Genomic DNA, 21,349 nt, shown 5'->3' with positions numbered 1-21,349 from the left:
TCGCGCAATATTCGCTCTTTCCGACCGCCTCGCCCCCGTTTTCTGCTTCTCCCCATGCCCGCCATCGCACTCGATACTTTTGACCGCGCCATCCTCGACGTGCTCCAGCGCGACAACCTCACGCCGCAGCGCCTCATTGCCGAGCAGGTCCACCTTTCGGCACCGGCCGTGCAGCGGCGCATACGGCGCCTGCAGGAGCTGGGCGTGATCACGGCCAACGTGGCCGTGGTCGATCCCGTGCGCACGGGGCGTCCGCTCACCGTGCTCATCAACGTGCAGCTGGCCAACGAGCGCCCGGACCTGTCCCTGGCCTTTCGCGCGCGCGTGGCGCGCGAGCCCGCCGTGCAGCAGTGCTACTACGTGACCGGGGAAGCCGACTATTCATTGATCGTCACGGCTGCCGATATGCAGGAGTACCAGGCGCTGGCGGCGCGGCTGTTCTCCGGAGACGACAACATCCGGCGCTACACCACCTCGATCGCTCTGGAACGCATCAAGACCGGGCTGCAGTTGCCGATGGCAGAACACAAGCCCGACAATGAAACAAGTTGACACAGCCTAGACAAACACCAGGAGACTGCTTTGAGCGCACCTTCACCGGACAGCATGGCCCGCCTCGTCGCCACACGCACCCTCGACAAGTACGAGCGTGACTACTATCCCAAGCGCGACCGCATCACCATTTCCTTCCGAGGCGACCTGGCCGAGCAATACAACTACGACAAGATCCAGCCCTTGTCCGAGGCCCAGCGCCATGGCCACAAGGTCGTCATCGAAGCGACCAGCCAGAAGACCGGCGCCACGGGCCACTACTGCATCGAATGCAACAGCTGGAACCTCATCGAGGCCGTGGGCACCTGGGCGCCCGGCGAGCAAGCCCCGGCCGCAGACTGATCTGCGCCGTCAGCCAACTGCCGGTGCCAACGCGCTGCCAGCCACCCACCAGGCCAGCGCCAGCATCATCACGCCCGTGAGGCCATCGAGAACGCGCCAGGCCTGCGGCTTCTCGAACAGGCGCTTCATGCGGCGGCCCGCAAAGGCCAGCGCCACGAACCACGACAGGCTGGCCGATGCGGCGCCCACCACATAGACCCACTTGAGCACGCCTTCCTGGCGCGCGCCGATGGAGCCCATGAGCAGCACCGTGTCCAGATAGACATGGGGGTTGAACAGGGTGATCACGGCCAGCGTGGAGACCACGCCCAGCAGGCCACGCGGGGCCAGTTGCCCACCCGATGCCGCCAGTTGCGCATCGGGCGCCATGGCCATGCGCCACAGCGCGATCAGTCCATAGGCCAGCAGGAACAGGGCGCCGCCCAGCGTCAGGTAGCGGGCCAGGTCGGGGTTGTCGCCCAGCAGCCGGGCCATGCCCGCCACGCCCAGGCCGATGAGCACCACGTCGCTCACCACGCACCAGGCCACGCAGGCGCGCACATGCTGGCCTTGCACGGCCTGGCGCAGCACATAGAGGTTCTGGGCGCCGATGGAGACGATGAGAGACAGGCAGACCGTGAAGCCCGCCAGCCAGGAAGAAGAAACATTTGCAGTCCACATGGCCGGGATTGTCTGGCCGGCAAATGGTTAAGTAAAATTACATTTACTCAACCAAATGAAGAATATCTAAATGCTCGACTACGCCGGACTCGAAGCCCTGGCGGCCGTGGTGCGCGAAGGCAGCTTCGAGCGCGCGGCGCGCAAGCTGCATGTCACGCCCTCGGCCGTTTCCCAGCGCATCAAGCTGCTGGAGGAGCGTGTGGGCCAGGTGCTGGTACTGCGCGGCCAGCCCTGCTCGGGCACCGATGCGGGCCGCAGGCTGTGCCTGCACCTGGAGCAGGTGGCCCTGCTCGAAAACGATCTGCGCCGCAAGAACCCGGAGCTGGTCCCCGAGGGGCAGACCGCCCTGCCCACGCTCAAGCTGGCCGTCAATGCCGACTCGCTGTCCACCTGGTTCATGGATGCCATGTCCGCCTTCACGCGCGACGGCAACGAGCTGCTGGACATCAGCATCGACGACCAGGACCACACGGCCAAGCGCATCCGCGAGGGCGAGGTGCTGGCCGCCGTCACGGCCACTTCCTCGGCCATTCCCGGCTGCAATACCTGGCCGCTGGGCCGCATGCGCTACGTGGCGGCGGCCAGCCCCGACTTCATCCGCCGCTACCTGAAGGACGGCATCACGCCCGAGGCCATGGCGCGCACGCCCATGATGAGCTACGGCCGCAAGGACAGCCTGCAGGACCAGTGGCTGCAACGCCTGGGCGCAGAGGGGCGGCGCAACACGCCGCGCCACTTTCTTCCCTCCAACCAGGGCTATACGCGGGCCTGCGAGCTGGGGATGGGCTGGGGCATGCACCCTCCACTGATGATCGGCGCGCAACTGGCCGAAGGCAGCCTGGTGGAGCTGCTGCCCGGCAACGACCTGGACATTCCCATGTACTGGGCCCATGCGCGCAACGCGCAGGCCAGCCTGCAGCGGCTGACGGACTGCGTGATCCAGGCCGCGGCGGCCTGCCTGGACCCGATGGAGTGAATGGGCTGCGGCGATGGCGACGGCGATGGCGGCGCCATCCGCGCCCGGCTCAGGGCTGGCGGCCGGTGTCGTCTGCCGGGGCGGACGGCTCAGCCTGGGCCTGGTCGTTGCGTTCCGGCCGCTGTATGGTGCGCACGGCCGCGCGCACGCGGGTCAGGGTGTGGAAGTCCAGCAGGCTGGTGGCCATGATGGTTTCCCAGAGAAAGCAGGCCAGGGCCGAGAGAAACATCAGCACGCCGAACAGAAAGCCCAGCACCGCATAGCCATGGCCGTTGATGCCGTAGGCCTCGCCCAGGAACAGCAGGGCAATGGTCAGGCCGATGCAAAAGCCGCAGACGGTCAGCAGCCCTATGCAGACATTGGCCAGCCGGCCGCGCTTGCGCAGAAAGTGCAGTTCCGTGAGGCTGCGCGCGATGAAGTCCTCTTCCTGCGGGTTGCGCAGCAGTTCTTCCAGCTTGCGCGCGCGGTCGATGATGCGGGCCAGCCGCCCGGCCACGGCGCCGATCATGCCGGCCACGGCCGTCAGGAAGAACACCGGCGCCAGCGCCAGCTGGATGCTGTGGGTGACGGTATCGGCGTCTAGCGACCAATTGATCATGCGGTCCTCTGCGTGCTTTCTGTTGTCTGGTGCGGCCATGCTGCCGTGTTTTCGCGCGGACAGTATTGTGGCCGCAAGCGGGGGCGGCAAGAAGCCATGTCGCCAGCTTTTGGCATTCAGCGGGCCGGTGGCGCTGGCAGCATCTGCCGGCACAGCGACAGCATCTCGGTCAGCAGGGCCGGCGCCTGGTCGCGCCGGCAGACCACGCCCAGCGGCGCCAACCTGCCCGTCAGCCGCACATCGAGCCGGCACACGCGCGCATGGGTCTGCAGGCCCGGCGCAATGCTCAGCGGCACCAGGGCCACGGCGCCGGGCTGGCTCAACAGGCCCTCCAGTATCGGCAGAGAAACGGTGGAGACGGGAAACCAGGGCGCATCGGGCAGCGCCTGGAGCACCTCGGCCTCGAAAATCCCGCGCACGGCGATGTTGGCCGTGGGCAGCACCCAGCGCGCGCCGGTCAACGCCTGCAGCGGCACGTCACGGCGCCCGGCCAGTGCATGCGAGCGTGCGGCCACCACCACGGCCGTGTCGGCCAGCAGCGGCTCGAAGGCGAAGGGGCCAGGCAGCAGCGCCGGCTCGCGGCAGAACACCGCGTCCAGCCCGCCGCCCAGCAGCTGGGACAGCAGCCGGGTGCTGGCGTCTTCGTGCACATCGACATGCACCTCGGGATGCTCGGCATAGAACCGCGCCAGCAGGGGCGAAAGAATGGCCAGGGCTGCCGCCGGAATGGCGCCCAGGCGCAGCGCGGCCGCCGCGCCCCGGCGAATGGCAGCCAGCGATTCCGCCACCTCCTCCAGCGCGGCCAGCACGCCGCGCACCGTGTCCACCAGGGTCTGGCCGGCCAGCGTGGGGCGTATGCCGCGCGCATGGCGCTCGAACAGGCGGATGTCGAGCACGCGCTCCATCTCGGCCAGCGCCTGGGTGGCGGCCGACTGGCTCATGTGCAGCGTGGCGGCGGCCTGCACCACCGAGCCGCATTGCTGCAGCGCCACCAGCAGTTGCAGCTGGCGCAGGCGCACATGCTTGGTCAGGCGCGAATACAGCAGCCGCCCCTGGGGCGTGGCCGCATCGTCCAGGCCGTCGCGGTCATCGAAGTCATTGCTCATGGGAGTCTCAGTGTTTTCCCCAGGCAGGCCCTGGCGCGCCACAGGCGGCGCAGGGCAAGCTATCGGAACGGCTTATAGCTTGGCACAAATACCGTGGCCCACGCGGGCGGCAGGATTTCTATAGTCGCCTGCATCGGGAGCCGGCGCGGCCCAGGCCTGCGGCTCCTTCACCGTTGATGGAACCCATGCCATGCAAGCCAAACCCCTCTTTCAGCTGCCGCGGCGCACCGTGCTCTCGCTGGGCACGTCCGGTCTTGCCGCCGTGTTGTGCGGCCTCACCCTGGCCCACACAATCTCCACGGCCCATGCGGCCGACGCCTATCCGAACAAGCCGGTCAAGCTCATCGTGCCGTTTGCAGCAGGCGGCTCCACCGACATCGTTGCGCGCGTGATCGCAGAGGGTCTGCGCAGCACGCTGGGCCAGCCCGTGGTGGTGGACAACAAGGCCGGCGCTGGCGGCCTGATCGGCACCGAAAGCATTGCCCAGGCCGCGCCTGACGGCTACACCATCGGCATGGCCACGGTGAGCACGGCCACCATCAATCCCTCGCTGTACACGCGCGCCGCCAAGCTGGAGGGCAGGCTTTTGCCCGTGGCCAATCTGGTGACCATGCCGTCGGTCTACATGGTCCACCCCAAGATGGGCGTCAAGGATTTCCCGGGCTTTCTGGCCAAGCTGCGCGCCCAGCCCGGCGCCTACAGCGCGGGCGTGCCGGGCCTGGGCACGCTGGGCCATCTGATGGTGGCGTCCTTCAACGAGACCATGAAGACCCAGGTGCAGATCGTGCCCTACCGCGGCAACGGGCCGGCGCTCAACGATGCGCTGGCCGGCATGGTGCAGGTGATGACCGACCAGCTGCCTTCGGCCATGCCCCAGATCAAGGGCGGCAAGCTGATCCCCGTGGCGCTGTCGGGCGACAGCCGCTCGCCCGACCTGCCCGATGTGCCCACCTTCAAGGAGCTGGGCTACGCGCAGCTCAACGAACTGGGCATCAGCTGGTTCGGGCTGGTCGTGCCGGCCGGCACGCCACCGGCCATCGTCCGGCAGTTGCAGGATGCGTCGGTGAAGGCCGTGCGCCTGCCCGAGGTGCAAAAGCACCTGAAGCTGCTGGGCGCCTCGGTCACCGAGATGGACCAGAGCCGCTTCCCCGCCCAGATCGCCAGCGAACTGCAGCGCAACAAGGCGCTGCTGGACAAGGCAGGAGTGAAGCCGGAATGAGCGCGGTCGAGCATCTCCAGGACTTCTTCCAGCAGCAGTCCCCGCGCATGGCGGCCCTGGCCGACAGCATCTGGTCCCTGGCCGAGCTGCGCTATGCAGAAACCGCTTCTGCCCGGCTGCACATCGATGCGCTGGAGCAGGCCGGGTTTCGCATCACGCGCGGCGTGGCCGGCATTCCCACGGCCTTCCTGGCCGAATGGGGCGACGAGGGCCCGGTGCTGGCCTTCCTGGGCGAGTACGACGCGCTGTCGGGCCTGAACCAGCAAAGCGGCGCCCTGGTCTGCACGCCTTCCACCGACAGCCCGGGCCTGGCGGGCCACGGCTGCGGCCACCATCTGCTGGGCACCTCGGCGCATTTCGCGGCCGTTGCGCTGCAGGAGCACCTGCGCCGCAGCGGCGCCAAGGCACGCGTGCGCTACTACGGCTGCCCGGCCGAGGAAGGCGGATCGGGCAAGACCTTCATGGCGCGCGCCGGGGTCTTCGACGATGTGGACGCGGCGCTGACCTGGCACCCGGCCAGCTTCACCGGCGTGTTCAGCCAGAGCACGCTGGCCAACATCCAGGCGAAATTCATCTTCCACGGCAAGGCCTCGCATGCCGCGCATTCCCCGCACCTGGGCCGCAGCGCGCTCGACGCCGTGGAGCTGATGAACGTGGGCGTGAACTACCTGCGCGAGCACATGCCCACCGATGCGCGGGTGCACTACGCCATCACCGACTCGGGCGGCCTGTCGCCCAACGTGGTGCAGGCGCGCGCCGAGGTGCTGTACCTGGTGCGGGCCGCACGCAACCACGAGGCGGCCGCGCTGTACGAGCGCGTGCAGAACGTGGCGCGCGGCGCCGCGCTGATGACGGACTGCCGGCTGGAGATCGTCTTTGACAAAGCCTGCTCCAACCTGCTGCAGAACCGCACGCTGAACCAGGTGATGTATGCGCAGATGCAGGCCCTGGGCCCGCTGCGCGTGGACCCCGGCCAGCATCGCCTGGCCGGAGACTTCCAGGCCACGCTGGACAGCAACGACGTGGACCAGGTCAGCCGCCCGCTGGCCAGCGTGCTGCGCGGCAAGGTGCCAGCCGTGTTCGAAGGCCTGGCGCCCTACGATCCTGCCGTGGAGGACACCCTGTTCGGCTCCACCGACGTGGCCGATGTGAGCTGGATCACGCCCACCGTCCAGGCCTGGGTGGCCTGCTACGCCTTCGGCACGCCGCTGCACTCCTGGCAGATGGTCTCGCAAGGCCAGTCCGGCCTGGCCCACGCAGGCATGGTGCGCGCCGCCCAGGTGCTGGCGGCCACGGCCATCGCCTTGCTGGAGCAGCCCGAACGCATTGCCCAGGCCAAGGCGGAGCTGCTTGAGCGCCGCGGCGGCCGACCCTATGCGTGCCCGATTCCTGCGGAGGTGCCCTTGCCGTTCATGCGGGGGTGATGGGCTTGGCTCGCCCTGGATGATCGACTCCTACCCCATGCCCAGTTCCCGGGCTTGCCCGGGCTTGCCGGGGCTTGCCCCTTTGCGCTGCCGCAAACCCACCCCGCCGCCGCGTTGACCCATCACAAGCCCTCCGCGCCAGGCCACGGCGATAGTTGGATCGGGACCCCACCGATACCAACAAACCACAGGAGGACTTGTGAAGCTGATGATTGATCTTTTTTCCACCGACTACGGCCTGATGAGCCTGGGCGCCATCGTCTTCATGCTGATCATGGCGGGCTTTTTCCTGCGCCTGTTCCTGGGCAAGATGAAGCACGTGGCCAACAAGCCGCTTGAATGAAGAAATGCCCAGGCAGGGGCTGGCCTGGGCATTCGCACGCAGCAGCCCTGCGCACTCAATAGTGCGGGGGCAGCTCGTCGCGCAGATGGGTCGCGCCGCCGGCGGGTCCGCCTTCGGGCACCCGGCGGCGCAGGTCGCGCAGCTCGTCAAGCAGCCGGTCGATCTGCTGCTGCTGGCGGTAGATGGTCAGGTTCAGCTGCTCCAGCAGGTCTTCGGTGTAGCTGGCCTTGATCTCCAGCTCCATCACGCGCGCCTGCAGGGCATCGGCGTCTGCGTGCCCGCCGCCGTGTTCTGCGTCGTCAGCCACGCTCATGCCTTGAGCGCCTGGGCCAGGCGGGCGATGCCTTCGCGGATCTTGTCCTCGTCAGCCGTGGCGAACGAGAGGCGGAAGCTGGTGGCATCGGGGTTTTGCGCAAAGAACGGCGCACCCGGCACAAAGGCCACGCCCTGGGCAATGGCCCGCTTGGCCAACTCACCGGCATCGGCCAGCGCGCCGCCCTTGCCGGTCAGGCGCACCCACAGGAACAGGCCGCCCTGGGGCTGCAGGAATTCCACGGCATCGCCGAGGTGCTCGCGCAGCGCATCGCCCATGGCCTTGGCGCGGCGCGCGTAGACCTCGCGCACATGGGCCAGCGTGGCGGGCATGGCGCCGGACTTCAGGTACTGCGCGGCCGTGGCCTGGGCAAAGGTGCTGGTGTGGGCATCGCTGAACTGCTTGCACATCACGGCGCGGCCCAGCAGCTCGGCCGGGGCCACCAGCCAGCCAATGCGCAGGCCGGGGCTGAGCACCTTGCTCAGCGAGCCGCAGTGCGCCAGCCAGTCGCGGCTGCCGGGCACCTGGCTGGACAGCGCCAGCAGGCTGGGCGGAGGCGCTTCGCCAAAATACAGGTCGCCGTAGGGATCGTCTTCCACCACCAGGGTCTGGTACTTGACGGCCAGCTCCAGCACCTTTTTGCGGCGTTCCAGGCTCAGCATGGCGCCGCTGGGGTTGCCGAAGGTGGGGATCAGGTAGACCAGCTTGGGGCGGTGCTCGGCAATGAGTTGCTCCAGCGCATCGACCTGGGCGCCTTCGGCATCGATGGGCGCGCTGATGACTTCGGCGCCGTACAGGCGGAAGCACTGGATGGTGGCCAGGAAGGTCGGGCCTTCGACGATGACCTTGTCGCCGGGGTTGATCATGGTCTTGCCCAGCAGGTCCAGCGCCTGCTGGCTGCCCGTGGTCACCACCAGTTGCTCGGGGGCCAGCTCGCGCACGCCCTTGGCGGCCATGAAGGCTGCGATCTGCTCGCGCAGCGGCTGGTAGCCCTCGGTCGCACCGTACTGCAGCGCGGCGCCCGGTTCCTGCTGCAGCGCGGCCTGGGAGGCGGCGCTGATGCCGGCCACGTCGAACATGGCGCTGTCCGGGAAACCACCCGCAAAGCTGATGATGCCGGGCTTGCCCAGCAGCTTGAACAGCTCGCGGATGGCGGAGGTTTCTACGTTGTTCAGACGGTCGGCGAATTGCATGGGCAGGAGTCTCTTTGTCGGTGCAATGAAAAGGCGAAGCCTGCATTGTCGCCAATCCTGCCGCAGCTTTCCTGCACGATTAGAAGCCCCCTGAGTCGATTCGCGCCTTCCCCCTCTCTCCCGGAAGGCAGCTGCGTTCAATCCACCTTGATGTCGGCTCTGGCGGCCACGGCGCGCATTTGCGGCAGTTCGCGCTCTATGCGCTCCTGCAGCGCGCTGGCCGGACCCCATGCGGGCGACAGGCCGATGTCCACCAGCTTCTTCTTCATGGCCGGCTCGGCCATGGCGTCGGCCAGCGCCTTTTCCAGCTTCTTCTGGATGGGTGCGGGCAGGCCCGCCGGGGCGAGGAAGGCAAACCAGGTGTCCATGGCAAAGCCCGGGTAGCCGCTTTCGGCCACGGTGGGCACCTGGGGCAGCAGGGCCAGGCGCTGGGGGCCCAGGGCTGCGATGGGACGGATCTTGCCGGCCTTGATCAGCGGCGTGGTGGCCACCACCGTGTCCACGGCCACCTGCACCTGGCCGCCCATCAGCGCGGTGAGGCTGGGCGAGCTGCCATTGAAGGGCACATGCACCATGCGCATGCCCGTGGCGGTCTTGAGCATTTCGCCGCCGAAGTGCACCGAGGATCCCGTGCCGAAGGAGCCGTAGGACAGGTTGTCGGGGTCGGCCTTGGCCAGGGCCACGAGTTCGGGCAGCGTGCGTGCAGGCGTTTCGTTATGGGCCACCAGCACCAGGCCCATGTCGGCCACCAGCCCCAGCGGCGTGAAGCTGCGCAGCGGGTCATAGGGCAGCGGGTTGCGGATGGCGGGGTTGAGCGTCAACGTGGTGCTGGCGCCCAGCAGCAGCGTGTAGCCGTCGGGCGGCGCCTTGGCCACCAGCGCGCCCGCCACCACCGTGCCTGCACCAGGGCGGTTTTCCACGACCACGGGCTGGCCCAGCCGTTCACCCAGCGAGGTGGCCAGCAGCCGGCCCAGGATGTCGGTGGCGCCGCCCGGCGCAAACGGCACGACCAGCTTGATCGGGCGATCCGGGTAGGACTGGGGCTGGGCTTTGGCTGCGGGCAGCGCAAGTGCCGTGGCACCGGCCATCAGACACGACAGAAAACGGGAACGGGACAAGGCCATGGCGCGGATCTCCTGGGGGACAAGGGAACGGGAACCTGGGAAAACTCGATGCAACGGTTTCAGTCGAGCAGCGGGCTGCGCACGCGCGAGAAGCCACCGGCCTGGTCATAGGCATGGCCGATCTGCAGCACGGCCAGATCGGCCTGTGCCGGGCCGATGATCTGCAGCCCGGCAGGCAGCCCCTGCGGCCCCAAGCCTGCGGGCGCGGCCAGGGCCGGCAAGCCGGCCATGGTGGCGGGCACCACGGCCTGCATCCAGCGGTGGTAGGTGTCCATCTCGCGGCCGCCCACGGCATGCGGCCAGTCCAGCGCCGCATCGAACGGGAAGACCTGGGCGCAGGGCAGCACCAGAAAGTCGTAGCTGTCGAACAGGCGGCGCAGGGTTTCGTACCAGGCCGAGCGCACACGCGCCGCGTCATAGACCGCCATGGCCGGCAGCGCCAGGCCGCGCTCGATTTCCCAGAGGGCCTCGGGCTTGAGCAGGGCATGCGTGACCGGGTCGCGGTACAGGGCGGCGTTGGCCCCGGCCACGCTGAAGCTGCGCAGGTCGATCCAGGCGCGCCACAGGCGCTCGAAGTCGAAGGCCGGCACGGCCTCTTCCACCGTGCAGCCGATGGTCTTGAAATGCTGCAGCGCCGCGCGGCAGGTCTCCAGCAGGCCGGGCTCGGTGGGCAGGTGCCCGCCCAGGTCCCCCAGCCAGCCGATGCGCAGGCCCTTGCAGTCGCGCTGCAGCTGGGCGGTCCAGTCCTTGGGCGGCTCGCTGCGGCGCGTCAGCGGCAGGCGTGCATCAAAGCCTGCCTGCACGGACAGCAGCAGGGCCAGGTCGGGAATGTCCCGCGCCATGGGGCCGGCCACGCTGAACTGCTGGAAGAACACCTCTTCCGAAGGGCCATGCGGCACGCAGCCCACCGAGGTGCGCAATCCATAGACATGGTTGAAGGCGGCCGGCGTGCGCAGCGAGCCCATCATGTCCGAGCCATCGGCCACGGGCAGCATGCGCAGCGCCACGGCCACGCCGGCCCCGCCGCTGCTGCCGCCAGCCGAGCGCGAAGGATCGAAGGCATTGCGCGTGGTCCCGTAGACCGGGTTGTAGGTATGGCCGCCCAGGCCGAACTCGGGCGAATTGCTGCGCGCCACAAACAGCGCACCGCCTGCGCGCATGCGCTCGAACACCACGCAATCGGTCTGCGAGACCTGGCCCGCGAAGATGGGCGATCCCTTGGTCGTCACCATGCCGGCCGCCGGCATGATGTCCTTGGGTGCCTGGGGAAAGCCGTGCAGCGGCCCCAGGCTCTGGCCGCGCGCCAGCAGCGTGTCCAGCTCGCGGGAGCGGCCGCGCAGCCAGTCGCGGTCCATCGGAGACACCAGCGCGTTGACCACGGGGTTGAGGCGGTCGATCTGCGCGCAGTAGGCATCCAGCACCTCCACGCAGGACAGATCGCGGCCCTGGATGGCCTTTGACAGCGCAACCGCCGACATCTCCACGACGCCACCACCCCCGGTGGCCAGATCCGGCTGCTGCTTTGCGGTGCTTGCGTTTGACTCCATGGATTTCCTCGTTTTTGTGACAGGACGAAGTCAGCATAAGCAGGCGAAATTATTTCGACAATCGCCTTTTTCTTGGTTTATCGTTGCGTTTTTCGCAAACCATGAGCAGGCCATCATGCTTTCCAACCGCCTACAGGACACGGCCCTGCGCTACTTTCTCGAAGTGGTGCGCAGCGGCTCGGTCAGCGAAGCCGCCACGCGGCTCAATGTCTCGCCCTCGGCCGTGAGCCGCCAGGTCGCCGGACTGGAAGAGATGCTGGGCGTGCCGCTGTTCGAGCGCCGCCCGCGCGGCATGGCGCCCAGCCCGGCAGGCGAGCTGCTGGCCGCCCATGCACGCCGCGGTGCGCTGGAGGCCGACCGTGTGGTCTCCGACATCGAGGCCCTGCAGGGCTTGCGCCGGGGCGTGGTGCGCGTGTGCAGCTCGGGCGGCTTTGCCATCGAGTTCCTGCCACGTGCCATGGCGCTTTTCCGCGAACAGTACCCGGGCATGCAGTTCCACCTGCGTGTGCAAGCGCCTGCCGCCGTGACCCAGGCCGTGCTGGGCGGCGAGGCCGATGTGGGCCTGACCTACAGCCGCGCGGCGGCACGTGACATCGAGGTCTGGCACCGCCAGGTCTCGCCCGTGGTCGCCATCATGCGGCCCGACCATGCGCTGGCCCGGCATGCCAGCATCACCCTGGCCCAGATGCATCCCCATGCCATTGCCCTGCCCGAGGACGCCAACACCGCGCGCCAGCTGTTCGACATCGCCTGCAGCCACCGCCGCCTGGTGTTCGAGCCCGCCCTGGTCAGCGGCCAGTTCGAGACCCTGGTGCATTTCGTGCTGCACGGCGGCGGCCTGTCGCTGGGCGGTGAGGTCACCATGCGCGAGCGCGTGCGCCGAGGCGAGCTGCATGCGGCGCCCATCCGCGAGCGCGGCATGAATGCGCGCGCCATCGAGCTGCAGACGCTGTCCGGACGCACCCTGTCCAAGGGCGTGCGGGCCTTTGTGGAGCACCTGCGGGAACTGCTGCCGCCTGGGTAGGAGGAAGAGGAGAAGGGAACGAAGGACGAAGAAGGGGAACGGGTTTCAAGCGCAGCGACAGGCGCTCAGGCCAGGCCGCCTTCCAGCTGGCGCTGCGCCCAATGCCACTGCGCCCGGCGTGTGGCCTGCCGCAGCCGCTGTGCCAGCGTCTGGCGCTCAGGCAGGCCGGGCAGGTACTCGGCCATCTGCACGCCGCGCAGTCCCAGCTCCAGCAGCTCGATCTGCTCGGAGCTGTTGCCCGTGCACAGCACCATGCCCATCGGCGTGTTCTCGCCCTGCTCATGCTCATGCCGGTCCAGCCAGCGCAGGTATTGCTCCATCTGCTCCTTGTCCTCGGCCGTGAATTCGCCCACCTTCAGCTCCACCGCCACCAGCCGCCGCAGCTTGCGGTTGTAGAACAGCAGATCGAGGTGGAAGTCCTGCTCATCCACATGCATGTGCATTTGCCGCGCCACCAGGGTGAAGCCCGTGCCCGACCGCAGCAGGAAGGACTCCATCTCGCGGATGATGGCGGCCTGCAGGTCGCCCTCCTGCCAGGCATCGTGCAGCCCCAGAAAGTCGAAGATGTAGGGATCGCGCATGAACAGCGCCGGCGACATGCGCTCGGTGCTGCGCGGCGTGACCGGCTCCTGCGCGATCAGCGCCTCGGCATCGCAGGGCAGCGCCAGGCGTTCATAGAGCTGGGAGTCGATGCGGCTGCGCAGCGTGCGTGCGCTCCAGCGCTCGAGGCTCGCCATGCTGGCGTAGTACTCGCGCTGCACTGGGTCCTTGATCGCAATCAGCACGATGAAATGCGCCCAGCTCAATTTCCGGGTCGGCGAGATGACCAGGGGCTGGTCGGGAAACGCGGTGGAGAACTGCGTCATGCGCCACAGGTTCTTCTCCGAGAAGCTGCTGCCATAGTCCTGGACCAGATGCCCGGCCAGCACCGGCAGGACCTCATCGCTGCAGCCTGCCTGCCGAACCTCGGATTCATGGCCATGGATGTGCTGGCCGATGTGCCAGTACAGCAGGGTGAGTTCACTGTTGACGTTGGCTGCCACGCGAAGCCGCGCGGCCTCGATCAGGTCCCGCACATTGCCCAGCAGGGCCTGTGACGATGCGAGCGCGGGAGAAACGGATATCTTGCGAGTGGCCATGTGGTCGCCCCCCTCCTGGTGGCGTGATGTCTGGATGTCTGGTGTCGGCGAAGTCGATCCGGCCGACTATTGCGATGCGGCCCTGGCCAGTCAACGCCGCATCTGCATAACCAGACGATCTGACCCTGGCAGACATGAAAAATCAGAACATTCCTAGAGCCTGTCACGCACTTTCAAATACCCGCGCTTGCATGACAATGCACGCCACATCGATGGATACGCGCCCCCCCACAATGAAAACCACCAGCATCGAACCCTTCTTCGCCACGCTCAAGGCCGCCAATCCCTGGCCCCAGACCGAGCTGGAATACACCAACGTCTTCGAGCTGCTGTCTGCCGTGCTGCTGTCGGCCCAGGCCACGGACGTGGGCGTGAACAAGGCCACGCGCAAGCTGTTTCCCGTGGCCAATACGCCCCAGGCCATCCTGGACCTGGGACTTGAAGGGCTGGAGGGATACATCAAGACCATAGGCCTGTACCGCAGCAAGGCCAAACACCTGATGCAGACCTGCCAGATCCTGGTCGAGCGCCACGGCGGCCAGGTGCCGCGCACGCGTGAGGAACTGGAAGCCCTGCCCGGCGTGGGCCGCAAGACCGCCAACGTGGTGCTCAACGTGGCCTTTGGCGAGCCCACCATGGCCGTGGACACGCACATCTTCCGCGTAGGCAACCGCACGGGCCTGGCGCCGGGCAAGACGCCGCTGGCCGTGGAGATGCAGTTGATGAAGCGCGTGCCCCCGGCCTATGCCGTGGACTCGCACCACTGGCTCATCCTGCTGGGCCGCTACGTCTGCCAGGCCCGCAAGCCACGCTGCTGGGAGTGCGTGGTGGCGCCGTACTGCGACTACTCGCCCAAGACGCCTGCCCCGGCTGCGGGCAAGCGCTGAGCCTCAATCGGCCTTGAAGCCCGTGGCTGCCACGGCCTTGCCCCAGGTGACCGTGTCGGCGCGCATGATGCGGGCGAGTTCGTCGCCCGTGGTGCCCGTCACGCGGAAACCGGCTTCTTCCAGCCGGCTGCGGCTGTCGGGCTGCTGCAGGGCGCGCACGATGTCGGCCTGCAGCCTGGCCACGATCTCGGGCGGTGTCTTGGCGGGCGCGACCACGCCGAACCAGGAATTGAACTCCAGCGACGGATAGCCCTGCTCCCGGATGGTGGGCAGCTCGGGCATGGACTGGGTGCGCGTGGCGCCCGTGCTGCCCAGGGCCGTGAGCTTGCCGGCCTTGACCTGGGGCGCGGCCAGGGCCGCCGTGGCGAAGACGGCCTGCACGTCGCCGCTGAACAGGCCGCCCAGGGCATCGTTGGTGTTCTTGTAGTGCACCGGCTCGGGCTTGAGCTGCACGGCATTGCCGAACATGAAGGCGCCGAAGTGGCCGGGCGTGCCGGCGCCGAAGGTGGCGATGAACAGCTCCTTGCGCTGGCGCGCCCAGGCCACGAAATCGGGCACATTGCGGGCCGGCACTTTCTGCGGATTGACCAGCAGCACGAAGTCGGAGGTGACGACCTGGCTGACGGGCACGAAGTCCTTTTGCGGGTCGTAGGGCAGGCGCTGGTAGGTGTTGGGGGCAATGCTGAGCTGGCCGGTCTCGCCCAGCATCAGCGTGTAGCCGTCAGGCACGGCCCGTGCCGCCTCGCTGGCGGCGATGAGGCCGCCAGCGCCCGGCTTGTTGTCCACGACCACGCCCAGGTTGCCCCATTGCTCGGAGAGTTTCTGCGCTAGCAGGCGCGCCACGATGTCCGGCCCGGTTCCCGCAGGAAAGCCGACGAGCAGGCGCACGGGCTTGCTCGGGAAGGCCGGCTGGGCGCCGGCCACGGTCCAGGGCGCCAGCCCGGTGGCCAGCACGGCGGCAAGTGCGCAGGCCACGGCGGTGCGGCGCGACTTCGATGCCTGGTTTTTCATGTGTCTTGTCTCCTGCATTGTGGGTATCGAGAGGGGAAAGGCGCGGCTCAGAGCAGTTCGTGAAAGCGCATCTGCACGCGGTCGGGATGGCGCGCGCCGGTGCCGAAGAACAGGCGCTCGTTGATCCAGGCCAGCGCACGGCTGGCCGTCTCCATGCGGGGCGCGCAGCGGAAATAGATGTGCGCGGGGTCCACAGGCTCGCCGCGCGCCAGCTTTGCCATGAACGCCGGGTCGCCGCTGCGCAGCGCCTGGTTGCAGACATAGATCAGGTCGCCGGCATCAGTCTCCAGCACATAGCGCGCATCGAGCTCGGCCAGCCCGCCGTGCACGATGCGCTGGAAGTCCGCGCCTCCGGGCAGCACGCGCGCGCTCCAGCCGTCGCCCTGGGCCGTGCCGCCCAGGATGGGGATCAGTCGGCGCCCGCCGTGCGCCGTGGCACCGACCTCCTGCGGCGGGCCCACCTGCACGCTCAGGTCGGCGAAGAAGCGAAAGCGCGGATCGGGCAAGGCCGCAAGCTGCGGCACGTCATCTGGCATGGTTCTGGGGCTCCGGTGGATGGAATCGGGACCTAGCATAAGCACCATTGCCCGGGCCGGCCGTCATCCCGGAAGATGACAACGCCCTGCCCGCCCCTGCCTTCCCTTGAGACACTGGACCGCCTCCTCCGACACCCCTGACGCCAGCGCCCTGAGCGGCCATGCGTCCGGCCACGTGCCCAGCCACGTGCCCAGCCACGCCATCGGCCACATGGTCGCCAGCCTGGGCGAGCCCGGCTTCGCCCGGCAGGTGCTGGAGGCCATGAACCCGCTGCTGCCCGCCGCCTCCTGGTCGGTCTACCGCACGGGCCCGCGCAGCCGGCCGCAGCTGTTCCTGTCGGCCAGCAGCGAGGCGCGCGACACCACGCGCGACTGCTGGTGGGCCTATCTTTCAGGTCCTTATCTGCGCGACAGCACCTGGAACCACGGCGACGCCGGTCCGGCCCGCAGCACGGCGCTGTGCCACATCACAGCCCAGGAGGTGGAAGGCGAGCACCGCGCCCTGGTCTACGACGCGCACGGCATGGCCGAGCGCGTGTCCATCGTCGAGCACCAGGACGACGGCGGTGTGTTTGCCGTCAATTTCTATCGCCACCAGCACCAGAGGGCACTGGGCGATGCGCAGATCGACCGCTTCGGGAGCATGGCGCCCGTACTGTTGGCCCTGGCGCACAAGCACATCGCGCTGACGCAGGCGCAGCCCGCCGTGGTAACGGCCTTGGCCTCGGCCCCGGCCGCCCCACCCAGCCAGCCCCGGCAGCGGCAGACACTGCCGGCCCTGCGCATGCGCCTGCTGCAGGCACAGCCCGACCTGACGCCGCGCGAACTCGATGTCTGCGCCCGGCTGCTGCAGGGCATGACGCATGAGGGCATTGCCTGCGACCTGTGCCTGAGCCTGCCCACCGTCAAGACCTACCGCAACCGCGCCTTCGCGCGGCTGGGCATCCACTTTCGCAGCGAGCTGTTCGCGCTGGCCATGGAGCCGCAGGGCTGAGGCCTTGCGTCAATCCAGCGATGCGCCGGACGCCTTGACGATGCGCGCCCACTTGGCGATGTCCTCGCGCAGCAGGGCCGCCATCTGGGCGGGCGGCACGGGCCTGTCCGCCGGCCCGGCCAGCTCCACGCCCGAGGCTTCGAGCTTGCCCCGCAGATCGCCGGCCGCCAGCGCGCGGGCCATGCCGTCCTGCAACTGCGCCAGCACCGGCGCGGGCACGCCTTCAGGCGCAAACAGCCCCACCCACAGCGTGCCGTTGTAGCCGGGCACGGTCTCGCCAATGGTGGGCACATCGGGCAGCAGCGGCGATCGCGCCGCGCCGCTCACGGCCAGCGCACGCAGCCGGCCGGCCTGGATATGGGGCAGCGTTGATGGCAGGCTGCCGAACAGCAGCGGCACCTGCCCGCCCAGCACATCGTTGAGCGCGGGCGCCACGCCCTTGTAGGGCACATGCTGCAGCTGGATGCCCGCCATGCTGTTGAGCATCTCGCCCAGCAGATGGTTGAGCGTGCCGTTGCCGGCCGAGGCATAGCGGAACTCGTCGGGCCGGCCCCGGGCCATGGCGATCAGCTCGGGCACGGATTTGGCCGCAAAGCCGGGATGGGCCAGCAGCACATTGGGCACGGAGCCGATCAGGCCGATGGGCCGGAAGTCCTTCACCGGATCGAAGCCCGGCTTGCGGTACAGCGCGGGGTTGATGGCCTGGCTGCTGCTGATGGTCATCAGCAGGGTATGCCCGTCGCGCGGCGCCTTGGCCACGGCCTGGGTGCCGATGTTGCCGCCCGCGCCGGGCCGGTTCTCGACCACCACGCTGGCGCCCAGCACCTCGGCCAGCTTCTGGCTCACCAGCCGGCCCACGATGTCGTTGGTGCCGCCCGGCGCCTGCGGGACGATCATCACGATGGGCCGCGCGGGCCAGGCCTGGGCATGGCCCAGCAGGGGCAAGGCGAGTGCAGCGGCCACCAGGCTTCGGCGGCGCAAAAGGCTCGACGGCAGGGGAAAGAAAGAATCCGGCATGGTCATGTCTCCATTTGTTCTTTTCGCAAGCCCGCATGGTTGCCCGTGCCGGGCCAGCGCACAATCGCGCATTTCCTGACCCGGCCTTCGGAATTGACAAAGCCTTGACCCAGCCCATGCCCTCTTCGCCCTTCATGCCCCTCATGCATTTCGACCTGACGGACCTGCGCCTGTTCGTGCATGCCGCCGAACTGGGCAGCCTCACGCGCGCCTCGCAAAGGCAGCACCTGTCCCTGGCCGCAGCCAGCCTGCGCATCAAGGCGCTGGAGGAGCAGGCGGGCATGCCCCTGCTGTACCGCGAGGCGCGCGGCGTGCGGCCCACGCCGGCCGGCGAAGCCTTCCTGCACCACGCGCGCGGCATGCTGCTGCAGTCAGAGCAGCTGCGCCACGACCTGCAGGAGTACGGCGCCGGCCTGCGCGGCCATGTGCGGGTGTTTGCCAACACCACGGCTGTCACCGATTTCCTGCCCGAGATCCTGCCCGCCTTTCTTGCCGACCACCCGCGCGTGAACGTGGACCTGCAGGAGCGGCCCAACGCCGAGATCGCGCGCGGCGTGCTCGACGGCCGGGCCGACCTGGGCATCGTGGCCGGCCAGGTGGACACGCTGGGCCTGCAGACCATCCACTTCAGCACCGACCGGCTGGTGCTGGCCACGCCGCGCGGCCACCGCTTTGCGCGGCGCAAGCGCATTGCGTTTGCCGAGACGCTGGACGAGGACGCCATCGGCATGCAGCAGGGCAGCACGCTGCAGACATTTCTGGCAGGTGTGACCGAGCGCCTGGGCAAGCCCATGAAGCTGCGCATACAGCTGTCCAGCTTCGACGCCATGTGCCGCATGATCGGCGCCGGCGTGGGCATAGGCATCGTTCCCGAGAGCGCTGCGCGGCGCAACCGCGAAAGCATGGGGCTGGCGCTCATCGATCTGACCGACGCCTGGAGCGTGCGCGAGCGCCGCATCCTCGTGCGCGATCAGGGCCGGCTGCCGCGCCATGCACAGGCCCTGATCGAGGTGCTGCAGGCCTACTACGCCGCGCCTGCCGTCTCCTGAGCCTGCGACGCACCCTGCTCCACCAGGCTGGACAGCGAAAGAACCTGCCCGCCGCCCGCATCGAAGTTGCCCGGCTCCAGCCAGCGCTGGTAGGCCGCGCGCAGCGCCGGCCATTCGCTGTCGACGATGGAGAACCAGGCCGTGTCGCGGCTGCGGCCCTTGTAGACCACGGCCTGGCGGAACACCCCCTCGAACTGGAAGCCCAGGCGCGCCGCTGCGGCACGCGACGGCGCATTCAGGCTGTCGCACTTCCACTCGTAGCGGCGGTAGCCCAGCTCGTCGAAGGCGCGCTGCATCAGCAGGAACTGCGCCTCGGTGGCCGCACGCGTGCGCTTGAGCTGGCGCGAGTAGCAGACAAAGCCCACTTCCATCACGCCGCTGGCCGTGTCCACGCGCATCAGCGCCAGCGAGCCGATGGCACGGCCCGTGGCCAGGTCGATGACGGCGTGGTGCAGCGGGTCATCGCTGGCCTGGGCGGCCTCGGCAAAGCGCAGATAGGCCTGGGCATCCGCGAAGGGGCCTACCGACATGTAGGTCCAGTCGCTGGCGTCCGGCGCCTGGCTGAAGGCATCGAACAGATCGGCTGCATGGCGCGCGGCGGACAGCGGCTCCAGCCGGCAGTAGCGGCCTTGCATGGGCGTGCGCGGCGGGCGCTGGCGCGGGGTCCAGCCGGGAAGGTCGTGGCCTACGGGTTGGGAGTGGGCGTTGAGTGCGGGGGGCATGGGAGATTCCTGGTCAGGTCATTTGGCAGGGCCACGATAGCGCTGGCGTGGCATCATTGAAAGCGCCATATCCCTCTTATTTCATGGTGCCACGCCACCCATTGCATGCACGCCTCCGACCTGCTGACCAGTCCCTTGCAATCCGGCCCTGGAGCGGCTCCCCGCCAGCGCCAACTGATCCAGCGCCTGAAGCAGGCCATCCTGGCGGGCCGCCTGCCGGCCGGTGACCGCCTGCCGGCCTCGCGCGCCCTGTCGGAGGATCTGGGAGTCTCGCGCAACACCGTGCTCATCGCCTACGAGCAACTGGCGGCCGAAGGCTATGTGGTCGCCGACCGGCAGGGCACGCGCGTGGCGGCTGTATCCACCCATTCCACGGCAGCCGCCGAGGCCGCCGCCCCGCCTCCCTGCGCACCCCGCACGGCCCGCCGCCTGGACCGCATCGCGCCCACACGCCACGCCATCGACCGCAGCCTGCCCCTGACGCCGGGCACGCCCGCGCTGGACAGATTCCCCTTGCCCGCCTGGCGCCGTTCGCAGGACCGCGCATTGCGCCTTCCCGCCAGCGCCACGCTGGACTATGGCGACCCTGCGGGCGAGCCTGCACTGCGCCAGGCCATTGCGCAGCACCTGCGCATCTCGCGCGGCGTGCGCTGCGATGCCTCGCGCATCATCGTCACCGAAGGCGCCCAGGGTGCGCTGGACCTGTGCGTGCAACTGCTCTCCAACCCGGGCGACCATGCCTGGCTGGAGGAGCCCGGCTACCGGGGCGCCAAGTCGGCCTTTGCGGGGGGAGACCTGTGCGTCAGCACACTGCGCGTGGATGCGGATGGCGCAGCCATCGCGCCCGGCCTGTGGGACAGCCATCCTCCACGGCTGATCCAGATCACGCCATCGCACCAATATCCCACGGGCGCCGTGCTGTCGGTGGCGCGCCGGCTGGACCTGCTGGAGCGCGCGCGCCGCGCGGGGGCCTGGATCATCGAGGACGACTACGACAGCGAATTCCGCCACCAGGGCACGCCCATCGCAGCCATGCAGGGCCAGGTGCCGGATGCGCCCGTGCTCTATGTGGGCACCTTCAGCAAGACCATGTTCCCGGCATTGCGCCTGGGCTTTGTGGTGCTGCCGCAGGCCCTGGCGGCCAGCGCCGCAACGGCCGTGCAGGAGATGCTGCGCGGCGGCCATCGACTGGAGCAGCTGGCCCTGGCGGACTTCATGGACAGCGGCCAGTTCTCGCGCCACCTGGGCCGCATGCGGCGCCTGTACCGCGAGCGCCAGGCGGCCCTGCGCGAGGCGCTGGCCACGCAACTGGGCGTGGAGCACGAGGTGCTGGGCGGCCACGGCGGCCTGCACCTGACGGTGCGGCTGCCGCCGGACCTGTCCGACCGTGCCATCGTGGAGCAGGCACGGCGCGCCGGCATGAACCCGGGCGCCCTCTCGTCCTTCGCCCTGGCACCGCTGCCCCAGGACAACGGCCTGGTGATCGGCTATGGCAACACCGATGCCGCGCGCTTCGGCGCACTGGTCAGGCGGCTGGGCAAGCTGGCGGCAGCTGCGTTACCGCGCTAGCCGC

General features: G+C 68.7%; 23 protein-coding genes. 11 read left to right on the top strand and 12 right to left on the bottom strand.

What is annotated here, in order from left to right; translation table 11 throughout:
- The first annotated feature begins 54 nt into the window (after window positions 1-54).
- Together DACI_RS14230 and DACI_RS14225 are read left to right on the top strand one after the other, a co-directional pair.
- Window positions 55-552: an Lrp/AsnC family transcriptional regulator gene (locus tag DACI_RS14230; protein ID WP_013803176.1), complete on the top strand. Its 498-nt coding sequence runs from the start codon at window positions 55-57 to the stop codon at window positions 550-552.
- 30 nt (window positions 553-582) lie between these two features.
- On the top strand, window positions 583-894 hold the full coding sequence (locus tag DACI_RS14225) for a hypothetical protein (protein ID WP_012204686.1): 312 nt from the start codon (window positions 583-585) through the stop codon (window positions 892-894).
- A 9-nt stretch (window positions 895-903) separates the two neighbouring features.
- Here the strand turns inward: DACI_RS14225 and DACI_RS14220 are convergent, their stop codons facing one another.
- Window positions 904-1,554, bottom strand: coding sequence for a LysE/ArgO family amino acid transporter (locus DACI_RS14220; protein ID WP_012204685.1), 651 nt, complete (start codon window positions 1,552-1,554; stop codon window positions 904-906).
- A gap of 70 nt (window positions 1,555-1,624) precedes the next feature.
- Between DACI_RS14220 and DACI_RS14215 the strand changes: the two genes are divergently transcribed.
- Window positions 1,625-2,530: an HTH-type transcriptional regulator ArgP gene (locus DACI_RS14215; RefSeq protein ID WP_012204684.1), complete on the top strand. Its 906-nt coding sequence runs from the start codon at window positions 1,625-1,627 to the stop codon at window positions 2,528-2,530.
- A gap of 49 nt (window positions 2,531-2,579) precedes the next feature.
- On the opposite strand, the gene DACI_RS14210 is transcribed toward DACI_RS14215, so the two are convergent.
- Both DACI_RS14210 and DACI_RS14205 read right to left on the bottom strand, forming a co-directional pair.
- On the bottom strand, window positions 2,580-3,128 hold the full coding sequence (locus DACI_RS14210) for a DUF2721 domain-containing protein (protein WP_012204683.1): 549 nt from the start codon (window positions 3,126-3,128) through the stop codon (window positions 2,580-2,582).
- A 116-nt stretch (window positions 3,129-3,244) separates the two neighbouring features.
- Window positions 3,245-4,234: a LysR family transcriptional regulator gene (locus tag DACI_RS14205; protein WP_012204682.1), complete on the bottom strand. Its 990-nt coding sequence runs from the start codon at window positions 4,232-4,234 to the stop codon at window positions 3,245-3,247.
- Between the two features lie 190 nt (window positions 4,235-4,424).
- On the opposite strand from DACI_RS14205, the gene DACI_RS14200 reads away from it, so the two are divergent.
- From DACI_RS14200 to DACI_RS31245, 3 genes are all read left to right on the top strand, one after another.
- Window positions 4,425-5,453 (top strand): tripartite tricarboxylate transporter substrate binding protein BugE, encoded by a 1,029-nt coding sequence (locus DACI_RS14200; protein ID WP_012204681.1) that lies wholly within the window; start codon window positions 4,425-4,427, stop codon window positions 5,451-5,453.
- Entirely contained in the window at window positions 5,450-6,877 is a 1,428-nt protein-coding gene (locus tag DACI_RS14195; RefSeq protein ID WP_012204680.1) for a M20 family metallopeptidase, read from the top strand. Before DACI_RS14200 ends, DACI_RS14195 begins: the two co-directional genes overlap by 4 nt.
- Before the next feature lie 208 nt (window positions 6,878-7,085).
- On the top strand, window positions 7,086-7,220 hold the full coding sequence (locus DACI_RS31245) for a DUF3149 domain-containing protein (protein ID WP_012204679.1): 135 nt from the start codon (window positions 7,086-7,088) through the stop codon (window positions 7,218-7,220).
- Window positions 7,221-7,275: 55 nt separating this feature from the next.
- Here the strand turns inward: DACI_RS31245 and DACI_RS14190 are convergent, their stop codons facing one another.
- From DACI_RS14190 to DACI_RS14175, 4 genes are all read right to left on the bottom strand, one after another.
- Entirely contained in the window at window positions 7,276-7,533 is a 258-nt protein-coding gene (locus DACI_RS14190; protein WP_012204678.1) for a SlyX family protein, read from the bottom strand.
- Window positions 7,530-8,726 carry an aminotransferase-like domain-containing protein gene (locus tag DACI_RS14185; RefSeq protein WP_012204677.1) on the bottom strand — a complete coding sequence of 399 codons (1,197 nt, stop codon included), beginning with the start codon at window positions 8,724-8,726 and terminating at the stop codon, window positions 7,530-7,532. Before DACI_RS14185 ends, DACI_RS14190 begins: the two co-directional genes overlap by 4 nt.
- 137 nt (window positions 8,727-8,863) lie before the next feature.
- On the bottom strand, window positions 8,864-9,850 hold the full coding sequence (locus DACI_RS14180) for a Bug family tripartite tricarboxylate transporter substrate binding protein (protein ID WP_012204676.1): 987 nt from the start codon (window positions 9,848-9,850) through the stop codon (window positions 8,864-8,866).
- A 59-nt stretch (window positions 9,851-9,909) separates the two neighbouring features.
- The gene (locus tag DACI_RS14175; RefSeq protein WP_012204675.1) at window positions 9,910-11,397 is read right to left on the bottom strand and encodes an amidase; all 1,488 of its coding nucleotides are present in this window, start codon (window positions 11,395-11,397) and stop codon (window positions 9,910-9,912) included.
- 115 nt (window positions 11,398-11,512) lie between these two features.
- On the opposite strand from DACI_RS14175, the gene DACI_RS14170 reads away from it, so the two are divergent.
- Complete coding sequence (locus DACI_RS14170; protein WP_012204674.1) at window positions 11,513-12,421, top strand: LysR family transcriptional regulator; 909 nt, start codon at window positions 11,513-11,515, stop codon at window positions 12,419-12,421.
- A gap of 65 nt (window positions 12,422-12,486) precedes the next feature.
- Here the strand turns inward: DACI_RS14170 and DACI_RS14165 are convergent, their stop codons facing one another.
- Window positions 12,487-13,560 (bottom strand): PDDEXK nuclease domain-containing protein, encoded by a 1,074-nt coding sequence (locus tag DACI_RS14165; protein WP_012204673.1) that lies wholly within the window; start codon window positions 13,558-13,560, stop codon window positions 12,487-12,489.
- 233 nt (window positions 13,561-13,793) lie between these two features.
- Here DACI_RS14165 and nth point away from each other — a divergent pair, with 233 nt between their 5' ends.
- On the top strand, window positions 13,794-14,447 hold the full coding sequence (nth, locus tag DACI_RS14160) for an endonuclease III (RefSeq protein WP_043781470.1): 654 nt from the start codon (window positions 13,794-13,796) through the stop codon (window positions 14,445-14,447).
- A gap of 3 nt (window positions 14,448-14,450) precedes the next feature.
- Here nth and DACI_RS14155 read toward each other — a convergent pair whose 3' ends face one another.
- Together DACI_RS14155 and DACI_RS14150 are read right to left on the bottom strand one after the other, a co-directional pair.
- Window positions 14,451-15,458, bottom strand: a complete 1,008-nt coding sequence (locus DACI_RS14155; protein WP_012204671.1) for a Bug family tripartite tricarboxylate transporter substrate binding protein — start codon at window positions 15,456-15,458, stop codon at window positions 14,451-14,453.
- 47 nt (window positions 15,459-15,505) lie between these two features.
- Window positions 15,506-15,994, bottom strand: a complete 489-nt coding sequence (locus DACI_RS14150; RefSeq protein ID WP_012204670.1) for a DUF3237 domain-containing protein — start codon at window positions 15,992-15,994, stop codon at window positions 15,506-15,508.
- A 106-nt stretch (window positions 15,995-16,100) separates the two neighbouring features.
- Between DACI_RS14150 and DACI_RS14145 the strand changes: the two genes are divergently transcribed.
- Window positions 16,101-16,988, top strand: a complete 888-nt coding sequence (locus DACI_RS14145) for a helix-turn-helix transcriptional regulator (protein ID WP_012204669.1) — start codon at window positions 16,101-16,103, stop codon at window positions 16,986-16,988.
- Between the two features lie 9 nt (window positions 16,989-16,997).
- Here DACI_RS14145 and DACI_RS14140 read toward each other — a convergent pair whose 3' ends face one another.
- Complete coding sequence (locus DACI_RS14140) at window positions 16,998-18,005, bottom strand: tripartite tricarboxylate transporter substrate binding protein (RefSeq protein ID WP_043783386.1); 1,008 nt, start codon at window positions 18,003-18,005, stop codon at window positions 16,998-17,000.
- A gap of 143 nt (window positions 18,006-18,148) precedes the next feature.
- Here DACI_RS14140 and DACI_RS14135 point away from each other — a divergent pair, with 143 nt between their 5' ends.
- Entirely contained in the window at window positions 18,149-19,054 is a 906-nt protein-coding gene (locus DACI_RS14135; protein WP_026062687.1) for a LysR family transcriptional regulator, read from the top strand.
- On the opposite strand, the gene DACI_RS14130 is transcribed toward DACI_RS14135, so the two are convergent.
- Window positions 19,030-19,776, bottom strand: coding sequence for a GNAT family N-acetyltransferase (locus DACI_RS14130; RefSeq protein ID WP_012204666.1), 747 nt, complete (start codon window positions 19,774-19,776; stop codon window positions 19,030-19,032). The genes DACI_RS14135 and DACI_RS14130 overlap by 25 nt on opposite strands.
- 105 nt (window positions 19,777-19,881) lie before the next feature.
- Here DACI_RS14130 and pdxR point away from each other — a divergent pair, with 105 nt between their 5' ends.
- Entirely contained in the window at window positions 19,882-21,345 is a 1,464-nt protein-coding gene (gene pdxR, locus DACI_RS14125; RefSeq protein WP_012204665.1) for a MocR-like pyridoxine biosynthesis transcription factor PdxR, read from the top strand.
- Window positions 21,346-21,349: the final 4 nt, after the last annotated feature.

It is taken from the genome of Delftia acidovorans SPH-1 (genome assembly GCF_000018665.1).
Taxonomy (GTDB): Bacteria; Pseudomonadota; Gammaproteobacteria; order Burkholderiales; family Burkholderiaceae_C; genus Comamonas; species Comamonas acidovorans.
This window is presented reverse-complemented; position numbering and strand designations above follow the sequence as displayed.

Excerpts from the sequence above, each read along its gene's own strand:
- DACI_RS14230 (WP_013803176.1), top strand. The coding sequence starts at position 55 with ATGCCCGCCATCGCACTCGATACTTTTGACCGCGCCATCCTCGACGTG.
- DACI_RS14220 (WP_012204685.1), bottom strand. The coding sequence starts at position 1,554 with ATGTGGACTGCAAATGTTTCTTCTTCCTGGCTGGCGGGCTTCACGGTC.
- DACI_RS14215 (WP_012204684.1), top strand. The coding sequence starts at position 1,625 with ATGCTCGACTACGCCGGACTCGAAGCCCTGGCGGCCGTGGTGCGCGAA.
- DACI_RS14210 (WP_012204683.1), bottom strand. The coding sequence starts at position 3,128 with ATGATCAATTGGTCGCTAGACGCCGATACCGTCACCCACAGCATCCAG.
- DACI_RS14205 (WP_012204682.1), bottom strand. The coding sequence starts at position 4,234 with ATGAGCAATGACTTCGATGACCGCGACGGCCTGGACGATGCGGCCACG.
- DACI_RS14200 (WP_012204681.1), top strand. The coding sequence starts at position 4,425 with ATGCAAGCCAAACCCCTCTTTCAGCTGCCGCGGCGCACCGTGCTCTCG.
- DACI_RS14195 (WP_012204680.1), top strand. The coding sequence starts at position 5,450 with ATGAGCGCGGTCGAGCATCTCCAGGACTTCTTCCAGCAGCAGTCCCCG.
- DACI_RS31245 (WP_012204679.1), top strand. The coding sequence starts at position 7,086 with ATGATTGATCTTTTTTCCACCGACTACGGCCTGATGAGCCTGGGCGCC.
- DACI_RS14190 (WP_012204678.1), bottom strand. The coding sequence starts at position 7,533 with ATGAGCGTGGCTGACGACGCAGAACACGGCGGCGGGCACGCAGACGCC.
- DACI_RS14185 (WP_012204677.1), bottom strand. The coding sequence starts at position 8,726 with ATGCAATTCGCCGACCGTCTGAACAACGTAGAAACCTCCGCCATCCGC.
- DACI_RS14180 (WP_012204676.1), bottom strand. The coding sequence starts at position 9,850 with ATGGCCTTGTCCCGTTCCCGTTTTCTGTCGTGTCTGATGGCCGGTGCC.
- DACI_RS14175 (WP_012204675.1), bottom strand. The coding sequence starts at position 11,397 with ATGGAGTCAAACGCAAGCACCGCAAAGCAGCAGCCGGATCTGGCCACC.
- DACI_RS14170 (WP_012204674.1), top strand. The coding sequence starts at position 11,513 with ATGCTTTCCAACCGCCTACAGGACACGGCCCTGCGCTACTTTCTCGAA.
- DACI_RS14165 (WP_012204673.1), bottom strand. The coding sequence starts at position 13,560 with ATGGCCACTCGCAAGATATCCGTTTCTCCCGCGCTCGCATCGTCACAG.
- nth (WP_043781470.1), top strand. The coding sequence starts at position 13,794 with ATGAAAACCACCAGCATCGAACCCTTCTTCGCCACGCTCAAGGCCGCC.
- DACI_RS14155 (WP_012204671.1), bottom strand. The coding sequence starts at position 15,458 with ATGAAAAACCAGGCATCGAAGTCGCGCCGCACCGCCGTGGCCTGCGCA.
- DACI_RS14150 (WP_012204670.1), bottom strand. The coding sequence starts at position 15,994 with ATGCCAGATGACGTGCCGCAGCTTGCGGCCTTGCCCGATCCGCGCTTT.
- DACI_RS14140 (WP_043783386.1), bottom strand. The coding sequence starts at position 18,005 with ATGCCGGATTCTTTCTTTCCCCTGCCGTCGAGCCTTTTGCGCCGCCGA.
- DACI_RS14135 (WP_026062687.1), top strand. The coding sequence starts at position 18,149 with ATGCATTTCGACCTGACGGACCTGCGCCTGTTCGTGCATGCCGCCGAA.
- DACI_RS14130 (WP_012204666.1), bottom strand. The coding sequence starts at position 19,776 with ATGCCCCCCGCACTCAACGCCCACTCCCAACCCGTAGGCCACGACCTT.
- pdxR (WP_012204665.1), top strand. The coding sequence starts at position 19,882 with ATGCACGCCTCCGACCTGCTGACCAGTCCCTTGCAATCCGGCCCTGGA.